Annotated in this window: 14 protein-coding genes; 10 read left to right on the forward strand and 4 right to left on the reverse strand. The window is 65.2% G+C overall.

All coding sequences use genetic code 11. The annotated features are described in order from the left end of the window. Position 1: 1 nt before the first annotated feature. Both LJ655_RS19175 and LJ655_RS19180 read right to left on the reverse strand, forming a co-directional pair. Complete coding sequence (locus LJ655_RS19175) at positions 2-268, reverse strand: CsbD family protein (protein WP_230562800.1); 267 nt, start codon at positions 266-268, stop codon at positions 2-4. A gap of 181 nt (positions 269-449) precedes the next feature. Further along, positions 450-1133, reverse strand: coding sequence for a Pr6Pr family membrane protein (locus LJ655_RS19180; protein ID WP_230562801.1), 684 nt, complete (start codon positions 1131-1133; stop codon positions 450-452). 259 nt (positions 1134-1392) lie between these two features. On the opposite strand from LJ655_RS19180, the gene LJ655_RS19185 reads away from it, so the two are divergent. The 6 genes from LJ655_RS19185 to LJ655_RS19210 all read left to right on the forward strand — a co-directional run bounded on the left by LJ655_RS19185 (position 1393) and on the right by LJ655_RS19210 (position 6320). Beyond that, positions 1393-2157 carry an SDR family oxidoreductase gene (locus LJ655_RS19185; RefSeq protein ID WP_230562802.1) on the forward strand — a complete coding sequence of 255 codons (765 nt, stop codon included), beginning with the start codon at positions 1393-1395 and terminating at the stop codon, positions 2155-2157. Between the two features lie 17 nt (positions 2158-2174). Further along, positions 2175-2513 (forward strand): oxidoreductase-like domain-containing protein, encoded by a 339-nt coding sequence (locus LJ655_RS19190; RefSeq protein WP_230562803.1) that lies wholly within the window; start codon positions 2175-2177, stop codon positions 2511-2513. A 27-nt stretch (positions 2514-2540) separates the two neighbouring features. After that, positions 2541-3410: an NAD-dependent protein deacetylase gene (locus LJ655_RS19195; protein ID WP_230562804.1), complete on the forward strand. Its 870-nt coding sequence runs from the start codon at positions 2541-2543 to the stop codon at positions 3408-3410. Then, on the forward strand, positions 3362-4042 hold the full coding sequence (locus LJ655_RS19200) for a DUF938 domain-containing protein (protein WP_425605821.1): 681 nt from the start codon (positions 3362-3364) through the stop codon (positions 4040-4042). Before LJ655_RS19195 ends, LJ655_RS19200 begins: the two co-directional genes overlap by 49 nt. A 267-nt stretch (positions 4043-4309) precedes the next feature. Next, positions 4310-5719: an NADP-dependent phosphogluconate dehydrogenase gene (gndA, locus tag LJ655_RS19205; RefSeq protein ID WP_230562806.1), complete on the forward strand. Its 1410-nt coding sequence runs from the start codon at positions 4310-4312 to the stop codon at positions 5717-5719. A 271-nt stretch (positions 5720-5990) separates the two neighbouring features. Further along, the gene (locus LJ655_RS19210) at positions 5991-6320 is read left to right on the forward strand and encodes a DUF4148 domain-containing protein (protein ID WP_230562950.1); all 330 of its coding nucleotides are present in this window, start codon (positions 5991-5993) and stop codon (positions 6318-6320) included. Between the two features lie 165 nt (positions 6321-6485). Here the strand turns inward: LJ655_RS19210 and LJ655_RS19215 are convergent, their stop codons facing one another. Then, complete coding sequence (locus LJ655_RS19215; protein WP_230562807.1) at positions 6486-6806, reverse strand: hypothetical protein; 321 nt, start codon at positions 6804-6806, stop codon at positions 6486-6488. A gap of 301 nt (positions 6807-7107) precedes the next feature. Between LJ655_RS19215 and LJ655_RS19220 the strand changes: the two genes are divergently transcribed. The 3 genes from LJ655_RS19220 (at position 7108) to LJ655_RS19230 (ending at position 12091) form a co-directional block, all read left to right on the forward strand. Continuing rightward, the gene (locus LJ655_RS19220; RefSeq protein ID WP_230562808.1) at positions 7108-7890 is read left to right on the forward strand and encodes a peptidoglycan DD-metalloendopeptidase family protein; all 783 of its coding nucleotides are present in this window, start codon (positions 7108-7110) and stop codon (positions 7888-7890) included. 185 nt (positions 7891-8075) lie between these two features. Then, a complete protein-coding gene (ltaE, locus tag LJ655_RS19225; protein ID WP_230562809.1) occupies positions 8076-9083 on the forward strand; it encodes a low-specificity L-threonine aldolase in 1008 nt (335 codons plus the stop codon). Positions 9084-9631: 548 nt separating this feature from the next. Continuing rightward, positions 9632-12091: a glycogen/starch/alpha-glucan phosphorylase gene (locus LJ655_RS19230; protein WP_230562810.1), complete on the forward strand. Its 2460-nt coding sequence runs from the start codon at positions 9632-9634 to the stop codon at positions 12089-12091. A 107-nt stretch (positions 12092-12198) separates the two neighbouring features. Here LJ655_RS19230 and LJ655_RS19235 read toward each other — a convergent pair whose 3' ends face one another. Further along, a complete protein-coding gene (locus tag LJ655_RS19235) occupies positions 12199-12588 on the reverse strand; it encodes a DUF6232 family protein (protein ID WP_230562811.1) in 390 nt (129 codons plus the stop codon). A gap of 177 nt (positions 12589-12765) precedes the next feature. Here LJ655_RS19235 and gltS point away from each other — a divergent pair, with 177 nt between their 5' ends. After that, positions 12766-13968: a sodium/glutamate symporter gene (gene gltS / locus LJ655_RS19240; RefSeq protein ID WP_230562812.1), complete on the forward strand. Its 1203-nt coding sequence runs from the start codon at positions 12766-12768 to the stop codon at positions 13966-13968. Positions 13969-13999 lie beyond the last annotated feature (31 nt).

A 13999-nucleotide genomic window follows, 5' to 3' on the forward strand; every position in this document is an offset into this window, starting at 1 on the left:
GTTAGTCGCTGCCGCGACCGCCGCGCGACCACAGCGCGCCCATCACGAACCCGGCGAGCGCGACGACGGCGAGCGTCGCGAACGGGCTCTCTGCTGTCGTATCGCGCAGCAGGCTCGTCGTGTTCGCGCACAGCTCCTGCGCCTTGCCGCTCAATTCGCGCGCCTTGCCCGCTACCTGCGCACTGGTGTCGCCGAGTGCGTCGCCGACGGCGCTTTGCACTTTGCCCGCGGCTTCCTTCACCGTGCCTTCCACTGAATTCGTGTCCATCTGCGTCGCTCCTGTTGTCAGATTTACGTGTAAGCCCGCTGCAATTGCAGCGGCGTGGTACGAGCGGGTCGCGCACGCCGCGCCGGGGCGGCGCGGGCCCGCGTCGGCAGCCAAACCGCGCAAGAAGTGCGCCCGGCAACGAGGCGCAATGCGCGCGGCGAAACCGCAACGCGCGGCAACGTCAGCGCCGACGCCTGAAATTGATCCCGGCGAACACGGCCAGCAGCATCAGAAAACCACCGAACAGCAGCGCGGAATTGACGAGGACCTGGCGCAGCCCCAGCACTTCGACGTTGATGAACGGATAGGGATAAAAGTCGGACAGGGTGCCGCGCCAGAACGTGACGCCGAGATAGGTGAGCGGGTAGACGAGCCACAGCAGACAGTGGCGCAACCGCAGATGGAAGCGCGGCACGAACAGCATCCAGTAGAGCGCGGCGAGCGTCGGCAGCAGGCTGTGCAGCGACTCGTTGAGCAGCCGCCGGTAGGGCGACAGCGGCCACAGCCCGCGCAACAGCAGGTGATACGCGATGCCGACGAACACCATGTACGCGACCACCGCGGTCACGGCGGTCGGCCGCCGGAAAAAGCGCGCGAGCGGCGAGCCGTGCTTCCACAGCGCGATGGAGGTGAAGCAGAGCGCGCAGGCGAGCACCGTCAGATTGGTCAGGTAGCTGCTCATGCGCGCGAGCGCGTCGAACACGGTGAGCCCGCGCGCAAGCGTGCGATCGATCGTCAGGTCGGCTTGCGCGAGGATTGCTATCCACGCGATGACGGCTATGACCGCCGCGAGCGTCAGCGACGCCACGCTGGGTGTCTGCAGCGGCAGTTCGGGCTCGCGCTGCGCAACGGGGCTAGGGTGCATGCGAACGATTCTACGCGGGGCAGCAGCACCGCGAGAATCAGCGACTGGCCGTCGACGGTCTGCCGCCTTCCTCCGTATCCGGATGGTCGTGAATCGTGCGCGATGCGCAACCGCGAACGCTACCATTGTTGCTCCCGGCGATCCTTGCTTTGCGAAAGCACGCTGAAAGACGTCGCGCGGTTTGCGATCGCCTATGCGTTGTTGTAAGGTGCCGGGCGAAAAGAAGGGCGCCTTAACCTTACATAACAGGAGATGCAGGATGTCGGAAACTGGAACCGGAAAAGTGGCGCTGGTGACGGGCGCGGGCAGCGGCATCGGCCGCGCGTGCGCGCTGAAGCTCGCGGAGCATGGCTATAGCGTGGTGCTCGCCGGACGCCGCCAGGCCGCGCTCGATGCGGTCGCGCAAGAAGCAGAGGGGCTGCGCGGCGACGCGCTAGCGGTGCCGTGCGACGTGACCGACGCCGCCAGCGTGGCCGCGCTGTTCGATACGATCCGCGCGCGCTTCGGCCGGCTCGACGTGCTATTCAACAACGCCGGACGCAGCGGCTCGCCCGTCGATCTCGACGAAGTGAGCATCGACGAATGGCGCTCGATCGTCGACACCAATCTGAACGGCGTGTTCCTCTGCACGCGCGCGGCGTTCGGCCTGATGAAGACGCAGAACCCGCGCGGCGGCCGCATCATCAACAACGGCTCGATCTCCGCACACGCGCCGCGGCCGAATAGCGCCGCGTACACGGCGACCAAGCACGCCATTACCGGATTCACGAAAGCGGTGTCGCTCGATGGCCGCAAATACGACATCGTGTGCGGGCAGATCGATATCGGCAACGCTCAGACCGAGATGGCTGCCCGGATGGCGCGCGGCGTGCCGCAAGCGAACGGCGAGATCGCGGTCGAGCCGCTGATGGACGTGCAGCACGTCGCCGACGCGGTGCTGCATATGGCGAGCCTGCCGCTCTCGGCGAACGTGCAGTTCATGACGATCATGGCGAGCAAGATGCCATTCGTCGGGCGCGGTTGAGCGGCGCACGCCACGCCATGCAACAACTGGGGGCGGGGACGGGGCGAGCGCGTTCAACTTATACTGGGCGCTCCGCCGCCCTGCCACGCAAAAGCGCCGTGCCCCGAGCCACACCCAGCGACGACCCGCCGCCGCAGCCGCCCGTGCGGCCCGCTCTCGACGACTGTTGTCACAGCGGCTGCACGCAGTGTGTGTTCGATCTGTACGACGAAGCGCTCGAGCGCTACGAGGTCGCGCTGAGTGCGTGGCGAGCGCGGCAGGCTCGGCCTCCGCAAAAGCAAGGCGCGAAGCTGAAACCGCAAGCCGACCCGCCTCGCTCGGCACCATCGCGCGCCAAACCGCGCCCACGCCGCTGATCCGCACGCACTTGCACCGTCCCCGTCATGACCGACCTTCAGTTCACGCCGACCGAACCACTTGCCGCCTCGCACACGCTCGACGAGCTGCATCGCTTCGTGCAGCGTCATCCGCGCCTGTTCGTGCTGAGCGGCGCGGGCATCAGCACCGACTCCGGCATCTCCGGCTATCGCGACGACAACGGCGCATGGAAGCGCTCGCCACCCATCACGCTGCAGGAGTTTCTTGGCACGCTCGCGATGCGTCAGCGCTACTGGGCGCGCAGCATGGTCGGCTGGCCGCTCGTTGCGCGCGCGCAGCCGAATGCCGCGCATGTCGCGCTTGCGCGGCTCGAAGTGGCGGGTCACGTGCCGACGCTGGTCACGCAGAACGTCGACGGTTTACATCAGCGCGCGGGCAGCCGCGACGTGATCGAGCTGCATGGCGGCATCGACGGCGTGAGCTGTCTCGACTGCGGGATGCAGCATTCGCGCGCCTCGATCCAGCAGACGCTCGAAGCCGATAATCCCGCGCTGCTCGACGTCACGGCCGAAGCGGCCGCCGATGGCGATGCGCATCTCGAGTGGCACGATCTCGGCGGCTTTCGCGTGCCGGCATGCTCGAATTGCGGCGGGCTGCTGAAGCCGTCGGTGGTGTTCTTCGGCGAGAACGTGCCGAAAGCGCGTGTCGAAGCGGCGTCGCATGCGCTCGAGGCGGCCGACGCGGTGCTCGTGGTCGGTTCCTCGTTGATGGTGTATTCCGGCTACCGCTTCTGCCTGTGGGCACAGCGCCAGGGCAAGCCGATCGCGGCGATCAACCTCGGCCGCACGCGCGCCGATCCGCTGCTGTCGCTGAAGATGGCCGCGCCGTGCGGCGATACGTTGAGCGCGCTTGCCGGACTGCTGGCTGGCGATTGAAAACGAGTCCATATCCCCATCACATGACCGACCCCCGGCAACATTCACCTTCCGCCGAACGCAATCGCGAACCGATTCTCGCCGTACTGCGCGATGCGCTGCCGGCGAGCGGCCGCGTGCTCGAAATCGCGAGCGGCACCGGCGAGCACGCGATCTGGTTCGCCAGTGCGCTGCCCGGCCTTGACTGGCAGCCGAGCGATGCCGATGAGGAGGCGCGCGAGTCGATTGCCGCGTGGTGCGCGCACGCAGGGGTCGCGAACGTACGCGCGCCACTCGCGCTCGACGTGCATCAGCCCGACTGGGGCATCGACGCGCTCGATGCGGTGGTCTGCATCAACATGATCCACATCTCGCCGTGGAGCGCGGCGCGGGCACTGTTCGACGGCGCCGGGCGGCGGCTCGTCGACGGCGGCGTGCTGTATCTGTACGGTCCTTACCGGCGCGGCGGCGCGCATACGGCGCCGAGCAACGAAGCGTTCGATCAATGGTTGAAAAGTCGCGATCCCGCATGGGGCGTGCGCGACCTGGAAGCGGTCGTCGCGCTCGGCGACGCGGCCGGGCTTACCTGCGAGCAGGTGGTCGAGATGCCCGCGAACAATCTCAGTCTGGTATTCAGGAAGCGGGCAGGCTAGCTGGCAGACCGGCGGATCATCCATTCGCCCGCGCCTTTCGCCAAATCTCAGCCCGATTCGAAACTCGACCCGCCGCCCACGCGCCGGCGCGCGCACAATACCTGTCGGCACGCGCAAACACGAGCCCGCCAGCCGCACGGACCACTGGCGTCCTTGCTCGCCACCAAGCGGCAAGCGCGCATTTCTTTTATCCTTTCACCCTCGGCGCCGCGCCGGTGTTTTTGCAGCGCGGCGACACGATATTTTTTTGGACTCTGGAGAATTCACATGGGCAAACAGGCAATCGGCGTGGTGGGGCTGGCGGTCATGGGCCGCAATCTGGCGCTCAACATCGAGAGCCGCGGCCACGCGGTGTCGGTCTACAACCGTACCCGCGAGAAAACCGACGAACTCATCGCCGAATATCCGGATCGCAAACTGGTTCCGGCTTTTACGCTGGAAGAGTTCGTCGAGTCGCTCGAAAAGCCGCGCCGCATTCTGCTGATGGTCAAGGCCGGCGAGCCGACCGACGCGACCATTGCCTCGCTCAAGCCGCTGCTCGACAAGGGCGACATCCTGATCGACGGCGGCAACACGCATTTCACCGACACGATCCGCCGCAATCAGGAACTCGCGAAGGCGGGTCTGCACTTCATCGGCACGGGGGTGTCGGGCGGCGAGGAAGGCGCGCTGAAAGGCCCGTCGATCATGCCGGGCGGTCAGCGCGACGCGTACGACCTCGTCGCACCGATCCTCACCGAGATCGCCGCGAAAGCGCCGGACGGCGAGCCCTGCGTCGCCTACATGGGACCGGACGGCGCGGGCCACTTCGTGAAGATGGTGCACAACGGTATCGAGTACGGCGACATGCAGTTGATCGCCGAAAGCTATGCGGTGCTCAAGCAGGTCGTCGGCCTGTCGAACGAGGAGCTCGGCAAGGTCTATACCGAGTGGAACCAGGGGGAACTCGACAGCTATCTGATCGAAATCACCTCGAAGATCTTCGGCAAGAAGGACGACGAAACCGGCAAGGACCTCGTCGACGTGATTCTCGACCGGGCCGCGCAGAAGGGCACCGGCAAGTGGACCAGCCAGAACGCGCTCGATCTCGGCGCGCCGTTGCCGCTGATTACCGAGGCGGTGTTCGCGCGCGTGCTGTCGTCGCTGAAGACGCAGCGCGTGGCCGCGAGCAAGGTGCTCGAAGGTCCGCAGGCGAGGCCGCTCGAAGGCGCGAGGGACGCGTTCATCGAATCGGTGCGTCGCGCGTTGTACTTCAGCAAGGTGATCTCGTACGCGCAGGGCTTCGCGCAACTGCGCGCGGCGTCGGAAGAGTACAAGTGGGATCTCGACTACGGCACGATCGCGAAGATTTTCCGCGCGGGCTGCATCATCCGCGCACGCTTCCTGCAGAAGATCACCGACGCCTACTCGAAGGACAAGGCCCTCGCGAATCTGCTGCTCGATCCGTATTTCCGCGACATTGCCGGGAATTACCAGGCGGCGCTGCGCGAAGTCGTGGTGGCCGCGGTCAACGCCGGTGTGCCGGTACCGGCGTTCGCTTCGGCGATCGCGTATTTCGACGCCTACCGCTCGGAACGTCTGCCCGCGAACCTCGTGCAGGCACAGCGCGACTTCTTCGGCGCGCACACGTTCGAACGGATCGACAAGCCGGGCAGCTTCCACGCGCAGTGGAGCTGACCGTTTGAAAGACGGCCCGGCGCGCGGTGGTCATACGGCGTGCCGGGCCGTTGGTCGGTCTGGATTCGCAAAGAGGGGGATTGTTGCTTAACATGACGCCGCGTTGGTATTGGCACGGAGATCGCGAAATTATTATTGCGACCAAGGCAATAGACTTTCGTCGTCTTAGGTGTTTACCCTAGGTATCGACGCCTCTAGACTTGATATCAACCGCTAAGGGAGAAGCAGAAACCCGAAGCGCAGCAGACAACAAGTCCTTTGGAGGTTGATGATGAAAACTCTGATTTCCGCGGTTGCAATCGCCGCCGCCCTCGTTGTTCCGGTGGCTTCTTTTGCTCAAGCCAGCCAGCCGATGACCCGCGCTCAGGTTCGTGCTGAACTGGTTCAACTCGAAAAGGCCGGCTACACCCCGGTTGGCGACTACGCGAACTACCCGGCAGACATCCAGAAGGCGCAAGCTCGCCTCGATGCGCAACACGGCTTGGCCACCGCGGACACCAGCGGTTATGGCGCTCCGGCTGCCGGTACGTCGCAGGCTGGCCGCGGCCACGCTGTCCTGCCGGCGAAGGCCGATCGTAACTCGGTGTACTTCGGCGGCTAATTGCCCGTAAGGGTTGCGCTGAAGTTCGATGGGGAAGTCTGCGGCAGCAGTGTGCGGTAGCCGCCGCGTCGCGCAATAGCGAACGCGGCGGCCAAGAAAAAACGCCATCCAGTTCGATCGGAAGGCGTTTTGTCGTTTACGGCGTCGCGGTGCGGCGGGCTTGCGTCAATGCAGCGTGCGATGCCGCCGGCTGATCTCATCGAAGAGCGCGCGGCTCGGCTCCAGCGCCAGCAGCCACGATTCGTCGTAGCCGCTGAGGTTGTCGAGCGCCTCGCGCAGCCGCTCGACGGCCACCGCCGGCAACTCGACGCTCGCCTCGACCCCGCTCGACAGCCCCGCGATGCTCGCCAGTTGCACGAGCGCATCGGCGGCCTCGGCGACGTCGGCGGCGAAAACCAGATGCGTGTTCAGCAGTTCGACGAGGCCGGGAGACGCCGCCACATCGTCGACGTTGAGTTGCACGGACAGAAAGGTCGCTTTGTTCATCCTCGATTCCTCCCAGAATCGCAACGGTGTCGTGAGCGGCTCCGCGCGGCTTGAGTGAGTATAGGCGATGCCCGATCGCCTGCAATGATAGGACGGATCGGCAGCGCCGACCTGGCTTGCGAGGTGGCGCGTGCCGCCAGACCTATAATAGGGCCAGTCGCGCCAGTGCCGTCGCTCGCGCCTGCCGCGCATAATAGCCAGGCGACGGCAAGACGGTCGCGACAGCCGCGCGAGCGAGGCGGCACGGCAATTGCAAGGGCGTCGATTGAATCGGATTGACGCACACGTCGAGGAAAATCAGATGACAGAACAACCGACGGAGATCCGCCTCCTGATGGCGGCGGCGCTTGTCGTGATGGTCGCCGGTTGCACGACGATGCCGTGGGAAAGCACGCCGTTCTACAGCAGCGCGCCGACCACGACGACCCTGGCGACGGTGCCGGTGCCCGCCGGCTACTACCGCGTCAATCCGGGCGATACGCTGGCCGGCATTGCCACGGCCTATGGACGCACGCCGCAGGAAATTGCTGCGTGGAACGGCGTGCCGATCAACGCGGCGGTCGCGCCCGGCCAGGTGCTGCGCGTGTCGCCGCCGATGGTCTCTGGCAGTGTAGTCGCGCCGCCGGTTGCGGTGGCACCGGGTGCCGCAGCCACGCCGGTCGCGCCTGGCGCGGCGGCGAATGTGGCGCCCGCCGCCGCGGCCGCGCCACAGCCGGGTGTGTTGCAATGGCCGTTGCGCGGACCGGTCCTGCGGGCGTTTGCGCCAGGTAAATCCAACGGCATCGTAATCGGCGGGCAACCGGGCGATCCGGTGAAGGCCGCGGCGACCGGCCGGGTGGTCTATGCGGGCACCGGCATCGAAGCCTATGGCCCGCTGATCATCATCAAGCACAACGACTCGCTGATTACCGCGTATGGGCAGAACAGCCAGTTGCTCGTCAAGGAAGGCGACGCGGTGGCGCAAGGGCAGACGATCGGCGAAGTCGGTGTCGACAGCCACGGCGTCGCGTCGATCCAGTTCGAAGTGCGTCAGAACGGCCAGCCCGTCGATCCGCTCCAGTGGCTGCCGAAGCCGGGCGGCTGAGCATTCCCCTCCTGGTTGTCACTCCTCGCGGCCGGATCGGTGCGCCTCCCGGGTGCGGCGATTTTCAGCGCTGCGTGAATTGAATACACTGTGTCGCTCGATTGCCGGCGCCTGCGCTTTCCTTGCGGAACGTACGCGCGGCCGGTCGACGTAGGCTGTCATTCATGGACGCACAGGGACACACAATGATCGATTTGCGCAGCGATACCGTTACCCGTCCGACTCCGCCGATGCTCGCGGCGATGTCGGCGGCCGAAGTCGGCGACGACGTCTGGGGCGACGACCCCACCGTACTGCGTCTGCAGTCCACGCTGGCCGAGCGCACCGGCAAGGAAGCGGGGCTGTTCTTTCCGAGCGGCACGCAAAGCAACCTCGCCGCGTTGATGGCGCACTGCGCACGCGGCGACGAATACATCGTCGGCCAGCTCGCGCACACCTACAAATACGAGGGCGGCGGCGCGGCGGTGCTCGGCAGCATCCAGCCGCAACCGCTCGAAAACGCCGCCGACGGCTCGATCCCGCTCGAGAAGATCGCTGCCGCGATCAAGCCGATCGACGATCACTTCGCGCGCACCCGGCTGCTCGCGTTGGAAAACACGATCGGCGGCAAGGTGCTGCCGGCGCAGTACGTCGCCGAGGCGACGCAACTCGCGCACGAGCGCGGCCTCGCAACGCACCTCGACGGCGCGCGCGTGTTCAACGCGGCGGTCGCGTCGGGCAAGCCGGTCGCGGCCCTGACCGAGCCGTTCGATTCGGTGTCGATCTGCTTTTCGAAGGGACTGGGCGCGCCGGTCGGCTCGGTGCTGGTCGGCAGCCGCGCGCTGATCGACGTGGCGCATCGCTGGCGCAAGGTGCTCGGCGGCGGCATGCGCCAGGCCGGCGTGCTCGCGGCGGCGTGCCTCTACGCGCTCGATCACAACGTCGAGCGTCTCGCCGACGACCACGCGAACGCCGCGCATCTGGCAGCAGGGCTGGAGACGATCGAGCAGGTGAAGGTGCAATCGGTCGCGACGAACATGGTGTTCGCGCAGTTTCCGCAGCAGCATTGCGCGCCGCTCGAGGCGTGGCTCAAGGAGCGCGGCATCCTCACCCAGATGCTGTATGCCTCGCGCTTCGTCACGCACAAGGATGTGTCGCGCGACGATATCGATACGTTTGTTGCCACGGTGAAGGGGTATTTCGCGGGGCGTTGACACGATCGCGCAGAGCGGCGGGGAAAGGGGGCTTGGGATTTCGCGTTTGGGATTTTTGGGTAACGCAACTAACCGTCAATGCCGCCCCGCGTCTGCGCGTTGACGCGCGGCCGGTATTAAATCCAGCCTGTATGGGCTAAAACCGTCCAGCAGAACGAACTGCCCGATTCGATCACGCCCGGAGCAACGCCGGGCTTCATTCGCCCGTCACGCATCGAAAAAATAATCGATGTGCAGCGCAAGGGCACGGTCTCGGCGTACCAGCTTGGCCAACCGCATCCCACCGCGATTCGCGCCCGCCGATGCACACTCCGAGTGCCGCCGCCACGCGGCCTTGCACCGCATCCGGGCGCTTGCCGCGGCGCCTTCCCGTGGCGCCGGGCTGGCGCGCTGGGCATGGCACATGCGTCACCGTCCGTTCGCGCGCCGGCGCGCGCGATCTCCAAAATGTCCTACTCTGTTTCTTTAAACCGCTCCGACAGGCACGCGCCTCCCGTTCGTCTTGAGTGCGGTTCGCGTCTGCCGTGTCGAACTCCCCGGAGGCTTCGATGACAACCGTCGATCTGGAATTCGACCAGCTCCACAGTACCGTCGACGCGCTACGGCGCTCAATTTCGAATCGCATGATGTATGGCGTCGGCAAGGACGCCATCACCGCACACCCGCACGACTGGCTGCACGCTGCCGCGTTGACCGTGCGGGACCGGCTCGTCGCGCGCTGGATGAAGACCACGCGCCTGCAATACGAGCAGGACGTGAAGCGCGTTTACTACCTGTCGATGGAGTTCCTGATCGGCCGGACTTTTACCAACGCGCTGCTCGCGCTCGGCATTCACGATCAGATGAAGGAGGCGCTCGCGAGCCTCGGCGTCGACATGGACGCGCTGATCGAAATCGAACCCGACGCCGCGCTCGGCAACGGCGGCCTTGGCCGGCTCGCCGCGTGCTTTCTCGACTCGATGGCAACGCTTGGCATTCCGGGCTTCGGCTATGGCATCCGCTACCAGTACGGCATGTTCCGTCAGGAGATCGTCGACGGCGAGCAGGTCGAGGCGCCTGATTACTGGCTGCGCGCGGGCAACCCGTGGGAATTTCCGCGGCCCGAAATCAAGTACATGGTGCACTTCGGCGGCCGCACGGTGCAGCGTGGCGAGAAGACCGAATGGATCGACACCGAGCACGTGAACGCGACCGCGTACGACACCGTGATCCCCGGCTACGCGACCGACGCGACCAACACGCTGCGCCTGTGGTCCGCGCGTGCGACGGAAGAGCTCGACCTCGGCGCATTCAATCGCGGCGACTACCGCAACGCGGTCGACACGAAGAACATGTCCGAGAACGTGTCGCGGCTGCTCTATCCGGACGACTCGACGTCCGCCGGCCGCGAGTTGCGGCTGCGCCAGGAGTACTTCTTCGTGTCGGCGACGATGCAGGATCTGATCCGCCGCTATCAGCGCACGCACAGCACGTTCGGGCGCTTCTCGGAGAAGGTCGCGGTGCATCTGAACGACACGCACCCGGTGCTAGCGATTCCCGAGTTGATGCGCCTGCTCGTCGACGAGCATCAGGTGCCGTGGGACAAGGCGTGGAAACACGTGACGCAGATCTTCTCGTACACGAATCACACGCTGATGCCCGAGGCGCTCGAAACCTGGGATGTTGAAATGTTGTCGCGCCTGCTGCCGCGGCATCTCGAGATCATCTTCGAAATCAACGCGCAGTTTCTGAAGCACGTCAGCGAGCAGTCGGGCCACGATGCCGAGATGATCCGGCGCATTTCGCTCGTCGACGAATATGGGCAGCGGCGCGTGCGCATGGCGTATCTGGCGATCGTCGCGAGTCATAAGGTCAACGGCGTGTCGAAGCTGCATTCGCAACTGATGACACGCGACATCTTCGCCGACTTCGCGCGGATCTATCCGGACCGCTTCACCAACGTGACCAACGGCATTACGCCGCGCCGGTGGCTCGCCCAGGCGAGTCCGTCGCTGTCGTCGCTGATCGACTCGCGCATCGGCAAGCACTGGCGCAGCAATCTGTTCGAGCTGGAGCAGCTGCGCAATCTGCGCAAGGACGGCGAGTTTGTCGAAGCATTTCGCGAGGCCAAGCGACAGAGCAAGCTGCGGCTCGTGCAGCGGCTCGCGCATCACACGAAGATGCACTTCAGTCCGGATGCGCTATTCGATCTGCAGGTCAAGCGCATTCACGAATACAAGCGTCAACTGCTGAACGTGCTGCACGTAATCGTGCGCTACAACGAGATTCGCGCCAATCCGGAGCGTGACTGGGTGCCGCGCGTCGTGCTGTTCGCGGGCAAGGCCGCGTCCGCGTACCGGATGGCGAAGACGATCATCAAGCTGATCGGCGACGTGAGCGAGAAGGTCAATCGCGATCCGCTGATCGGCGATCGGTTGAAGGTCGTCTTCGTGCCGAACTACGGTGTGAGCGTGGCCGAACTGATCATTCCGGCGGCCGACCTGTCGGAGCAGATCTCGATGGCCGGCACCGAGGCGTCGGGCACCGGCAACATGAAGCTCGCGCTGAACGGGGCGTTGACGATCGGCACGATGGACGGCGCGAACGTCGAAATTTGCGACGCAGTGGGGCGCGAGAACATTTTCATCTTCGGCCACTCCGCCGACGAAGTGGACGACCTGCGCGCGAGCGGCTACCGGCCGCGGCATATCTACGAGGAGAACGAAGCATTACGCACCGCGCTCGATCAGATCCGCTCGGGCTTCTTCTCGCCGGACGATCCGCTGCGCTTTTCGGATATCTTTCACACGCTGGTCGACTGGGGCGATCACTACATGGTGCTCGCCGATTTCGACGCGTTCGCAAAGGCGCAGAACGAGGTGGATGTGCGCTTCGTCGACCGGCGCGCGTGGGCCGAAAGCGCGATCGAGAACGTCGCGGGCATGGGGCAGTTTTCGTCGGATCGCACGATCGGCGAGTATGCGCGCAATATCTGGCGAGTGAGCCCGCTCGATCTCGAGTCAGCGTGACATGAGGTCAACGTAGTCGTTTCGTTCGAGCAGGCAGATGTAAAGCCGTGCGGGGCTGGCGCTGACTGGTCGCGCACGGCTTTGTCATAACTGAATGTCGATTCGCGTCAGGCCTTCGCCGCTGCCGCGGCCGCCTTCGCCCGATGCACGGCCTCGCCGACGCGTTCGACGAACTCGCGATCCGTGCTCATCAGCGCCTCGCGTTCGCCGTCGGGCGTCTTGACCATCAACCGATGCGTGACGTCCTGGCTCACCCAGGTGAGCCAGCCGACCACGATCAGCATCACCCCGCATACGAGCCCCGCCGGCGAATGCAGCAGTCCCCCGGCGATCGCGCCGATCAATCCGGCCACCGAGATCGCGAGCGGCACGAGCCTGTTCCTCTGCACGGTGACGACCTGCACGTCGACGATATCGCGCAGCGGGAAGACCTGACCCGCTGACGAGAGGGCGTTGCGCGTGACCGACACGCCGCGATCGTTGAAAGGGGTTTCCATCGGTTCGATGCAAGGGTGGTGAAGCGCGCAGCGTAGCAGACTTCGCCGTCGTGGAGTGACGCGATGTCATCCGCCGATTGCATTGCATCAAGGAAATTCCTACTTTGCCCGGACGGATTGGCTAAGATGTCGCAGGCTCGCGCACTACTGCGACTTGATCCCGCCCGGAGGCCATTCATGACTATTGGCTTATATGCCACGCTGGTCGCGACATCGCTCGTGCTGCTGCTCGGCGAAAAGCTCGTGCAATGGGTCGGCGTGCTGCGGACCTATTCGATTCCGGCGCCGGTGGCGGGCGGGCTCATCGTCGCGATCGGCGTGCTGATCACGCGCCTCACGACCCACGTCGAGGTCAAATTCGATTCGACGCTGCAGGCGCCGCTGATGCTCGCGTTCTTCTCGACGATCGGCCTGAACGCGCATCTATCGAGCCTGAAGGCGGGCGGGCCGGTGCTGGTCCGCTTTCTCGCGCTGGTCAGCGGTCTGCTGATCCTGCAGAACGTGCTCGGCCTGCTGCTGGCGTTCGCGCTTGGCGTCGATCCGCTGCTCGGCATTCTGGGCGGCTCGGTCACGCTGTCGGGCGGTCACGGCACGGGCGCCGCGTGGAGCCAGGTCTTCACCGAGCGTCACGGGCTGGAGTCGGCGACCGAGATCGCGATCGGCTGCGCGACGTTCGGGCTCGTGATAGGCGGCGTGCTGGGCGGCCCGCTCGCACGCCTGCTGCTGCGGCGGATCAGTGCCGAAGAACTGCGGCGCGTCAAGCAGCGCGAAGAAGAGACGCTGGTCTTCGAAGAACCGGAGGCGCAGCAGGCCACCACGCCCGCCGCGATCATCACGACGCTCGCGCTGATCTCGATCTGCCTCGCCGGCGGCGAACTGTTCGCCGACTGGATCGCGAACACTCCATTCGAGTTGCCGACTTTCGTTTGTGTGCTGTTCATCGGCGTGATCCTGAACAACGCGCTCTCGCTCGCACGTGTGCAAATCGACCAGCATGCGGTCGCGCTCGTCGGCAACGTGGCGCTCGCGCTCTTTCTCGCCATGGCGCTGATGCGTCTCGATCTATGGGAGCTTGCCGCGCTCGCCGTGCCGATCATCTCGATCCTCGTCGCGCAGACTGTTCTGACGGCGCTCTATGTGAGCTTCATCACATTCCGGGTGATGGGCCGCAACTACGACGCGGTCGTGTTGTGCGCGGCACAATGCGGGCTCGGCATGGGCGCGACGCCAACCGCGATCGCGAACATGCAGGCGATCACGAGCCGCTTCGGACATTCCCATGTCGCGTTCCTGATCGTGCCGATGACGGGCGCGTTTTTCATGGACATCGTCAACGCGATCGTCATCAAACTGTTTCTCGCGCTGCCGTTATTTCATTGAGCCGCGTTGGCATGGCCAGATCAACCTCACC

Origin of the sequence: Paraburkholderia translucens (assembly GCF_020881035.1) — a bacterium.
In the GTDB taxonomy this organism is placed as follows: domain Bacteria; phylum Pseudomonadota; class Gammaproteobacteria; order Burkholderiales; family Burkholderiaceae; genus Paraburkholderia; species Paraburkholderia translucens.

Excerpts from the sequence above, each read along its gene's own strand:
- LJ655_RS19230 (WP_230562810.1), top strand. The coding sequence starts at position 9,632 with ATGACAACCGTCGATCTGGAATTCGACCAGCTCCACAGTACCGTCGAC.
- LJ655_RS19210 (WP_230562950.1), top strand. The coding sequence starts at position 5,991 with ATGAAAACTCTGATTTCCGCGGTTGCAATCGCCGCCGCCCTCGTTGTT.
- ltaE (WP_230562809.1), top strand. The coding sequence starts at position 8,076 with ATGATCGATTTGCGCAGCGATACCGTTACCCGTCCGACTCCGCCGATG.
- LJ655_RS19195 (WP_230562804.1), top strand. The coding sequence starts at position 2,541 with ATGACCGACCTTCAGTTCACGCCGACCGAACCACTTGCCGCCTCGCAC.
- LJ655_RS19235 (WP_230562811.1), bottom strand. The coding sequence starts at position 12,588 with ATGGAAACCCCTTTCAACGATCGCGGCGTGTCGGTCACGCGCAACGCC.
- LJ655_RS19190 (WP_230562803.1), top strand. The coding sequence starts at position 2,175 with ATGCAACAACTGGGGGCGGGGACGGGGCGAGCGCGTTCAACTTATACT.
- LJ655_RS19215 (WP_230562807.1), bottom strand. The coding sequence starts at position 6,806 with ATGAACAAAGCGACCTTTCTGTCCGTGCAACTCAACGTCGACGATGTG.
- LJ655_RS19220 (WP_230562808.1), top strand. The coding sequence starts at position 7,108 with ATGACAGAACAACCGACGGAGATCCGCCTCCTGATGGCGGCGGCGCTT.
- LJ655_RS19185 (WP_230562802.1), top strand. The coding sequence starts at position 1,393 with ATGTCGGAAACTGGAACCGGAAAAGTGGCGCTGGTGACGGGCGCGGGC.
- LJ655_RS19180 (WP_230562801.1), bottom strand. The coding sequence starts at position 1,133 with ATGCACCCTAGCCCCGTTGCGCAGCGCGAGCCCGAACTGCCGCTGCAG.
- gndA (WP_230562806.1), top strand. The coding sequence starts at position 4,310 with ATGGGCAAACAGGCAATCGGCGTGGTGGGGCTGGCGGTCATGGGCCGC.
- gltS (WP_230562812.1), top strand. The coding sequence starts at position 12,766 with ATGACTATTGGCTTATATGCCACGCTGGTCGCGACATCGCTCGTGCTG.
- LJ655_RS19175 (WP_230562800.1), bottom strand. The coding sequence starts at position 268 with ATGGACACGAATTCAGTGGAAGGCACGGTGAAGGAAGCCGCGGGCAAA.